Source organism: Ancylothrix sp. D3o (assembly GCF_025370775.1).
Taxonomy (GTDB): domain Bacteria; phylum Cyanobacteriota; class Cyanobacteriia; order Cyanobacteriales; family Oscillatoriaceae; genus Ancylothrix.
The window spans coordinates 1-2,590 of record NZ_JAMXEX010000102.1; the positions used below are offsets into that span (position 1 = coordinate 1).

A 2,590-nucleotide genomic window follows, 5' to 3' on the forward strand; every position below is an offset into this window, starting at 1 on the left:
TGTTATCGAAAAATCCTTTGATGTCAGCTTCTAAAACCCAAGCGCCTCTAAGTCTGCAAAGTCTTACAAAACTCTGCCTTATAGCATCTTGACAGCTTCTACCGGGCCTGAAACCGTAGGAGTTCGGTTCAAACACGGCTTCCCATTCGGGTTCTAGTGCATTAACTACTCTTGCCTGGTCGATTCTGTCACGCACGGTTGGGATGCCGAGCGGTCGTTGTTTACCGTTGGGTTTAGGTATCATCACCCGTCTGGGGGGTTCTTGATTCCCTCCGTTCCAGTTGTTTACCAGCTTCACCCTAGCTTGAGGGGTATTGACTATTTCTTTGTCAATTCCTGCCGTCGCTTTCCCTTTATTGGTTTGGGTGATTCTCCGAACTGACAGTAGTAGAGAGAGTGGCTTCTTAACATTAACTTTTGAAGACTTCTTAATCTTCTCCAGAAACCCAAGTTTTCGAGCGAGAAAGATTCTGTGACGTAGATTCTTAACCATCAAGAAGACCTTTCGCCAATTAATTTGGCGAAAGGTCTTCTAGTGGTTTCCTTAGTCCGTTTGTTGGTTTGGATTCCGACATCTAACTTGTCCTTAGATTGAGTTTCTACAGTTCGGTTTCCTTCTCATAAAACTCAAGGCAAGTCTGCTATCCCTTTCGGTCAGGGGCAAATTTTGAACCCCTATCCTCCTCATTACAGGAAGGCTTTCGCTTTTTGCCTCATCCTCTACCCCCCAGAGACTTCTGCTTTCCTTACGTTCGGCTTACCATAGGTTTCGACCTTCCTATGGACTCTGTGGGGGTTTACCCTGTTGTATCGCTTGGTTGCCTGTTCTCTCTGTAGGTGCTGTCTCTTCTGCGGTGGGAGTTCGTTCATACGTTTTGATGAGGTGAAACCATCAAAACCACCCACTTACTTTTTGGTTCGGGCCTGTCAGCCTTATTTGGCCCGTTAGGGGATGACGCAGTTTAAGCGACAGTTCACTTGCGTTCACCTTTAAGAGAATCCCTCTTGCTCCTGACTGAGGGGGGCTGTCAGCCTAGGTTACTTTCGGGGTCTGCATTCCGCCGTTTTCGTTACCTAATCGGGCGTGACCATACCATTACTGGTATTCTCCGTGAGCTTTGGGGGTATGAATCCCCGGCGTTTGGCTGGCCCTACTTACCAATTGACCAGTTCAGGTCGCGCTCCACCGGCCCCACCGCAGAAATCCGTGTCTCAATATCTAGTAGTCTTTCAAGATCCAAGGACTCTTGACGTCCACCGACACCGATGAATCAAATGGTTTTTAAGTTAATTCTTAAGTGGCCTGATTTCATCAACTAAACGAGGCCAATGATGTGATGGGTGTCTACCGAAATGCGGATAAGTGCTGGTGGTCAAAGGTAAATTGCCCAGGGTTCGTTCGGTAGGTGGGATACGGAAGGGGGCCGGTGTTTGCTTTGGGTGCCGGTGGGATACGATATTGGCTGGTGTCCGCCATAGATGCCGGTAATTTACATTTTATTTGAGCCGGCCTATGAAATCCCATGAAAAAAAACCTTTTCGAGCATGACACCGGCCTCTCCACACTCACCGATTCTTGGATCCCCACTGGCCTCTTTACACTCACCAAATCTTGGAGCGCCACCAGCACTTGAAGTTCCACCGGCCCCAAAAAGATCAAGCGAACCTTATAGAAAAGCCGGCTCCTTCTATATCCATCGGCATCTGAGTATGCACTGAGTTTGCAACATCCCTAAACTCTGCAATATCCTCAACCCATAACATCCATTGGTGCCGGTGTATCCAAGTGGCTTTGTAGTTGGCTGTTGAAAAATTTAATTTCCTCTCTCGTAAAATATTTCATTAAGCTTCCCGTGCGCGTGAATATCCTTCCTCTTTATCTATTAAGTAAGTGAACTTAATTAAACGTAAAAAACTTTGAGCTTGCTTACCCTATATTTATCAAAATTAGTTGAGTCTAAAATAGTCAAGCTTCAATCCTAATTTTTCACTTCTTGCCTTTAAGCTTTCCTTAACTGCTTCGATTAAATCATATTCCCAATCAAACATCCTCCCTGATATTTCATGGGTTTTAATTTGATGCCATTCTCCCTCTATTAGATTTAATTCCGCGCTATAAGTAGGAAGGAAAAACAAATATAGTCCCTGAGCACGCCATTCTTTTTCTTTCGCTTTCACAATATGGCTTTTATGGACTGAGTAATTATCTAATACAATCACTGTTATCGCTCCCGTTTGAGCTTGTCTTTGCTGTGCATATACAGCTTCCTTGTCTAAGATTTTAACCAAATTTTCTTTTGTGAACCCACTTAAGGAAGCTGCATAATTAAAACTTTTTCCTGGCTCATATATTCCTAATATGTTTAGCCTTTTCCCTCGCTTTTTACTCTGCCTTATTTTTTTCTGTTCTCCTACTTTTACATAACTGTAACTGGGACTACTCCACAGGCTGAAACCGCTTTCATCTAAGTATTTTAAGCAGAGCACACCACAAGCTGCATAGATTCTTAATAGGGTGCATCTCACTTTTGCAAATGGTTCAAAAAATGTTAAGCTGAAAAAGCCAGTAAAAACCTCAAGAAAGGATAAG

General features: G+C 44.1%; 3 protein-coding genes and 1 pseudogene. All 4 read right to left on the reverse strand.

Annotated features, from left to right (window positions below):
* On the reverse strand, positions 1–298 hold a 298-nt coding region (locus NG798_RS27405; protein WP_261226889.1), incomplete at its 3' end, for a reverse transcriptase domain-containing protein.
* 45 nt (positions 299–343) lie between these two features.
* Positions 344–493, reverse strand: a pseudogene (locus NG798_RS27410) (reverse transcriptase N-terminal domain-containing protein); the annotation flags it as partial.
* Positions 494–1,345: 852 nt separating this feature from the next.
* Positions 1,346–1,525, reverse strand: a complete 180-nt coding sequence (locus NG798_RS27415; RefSeq protein WP_261226887.1) for a hypothetical protein — start codon at positions 1,523–1,525, stop codon at positions 1,346–1,348.
* A gap of 422 nt (positions 1,526–1,947) precedes the next feature.
* Positions 1,948–2,590: transposase (locus NG798_RS27420; RefSeq protein WP_261226888.1), on the reverse strand; the 643-nt coding region annotated here is incomplete at its 5' end.

Coding starts and splice junctions, on each gene's coding strand:
- NG798_RS27415 (WP_261226887.1), bottom strand. CDS start 1,525: ATGGGATTTCATAGGCCGGCTCAAATAAAATGTAAATTACCGGCATCT.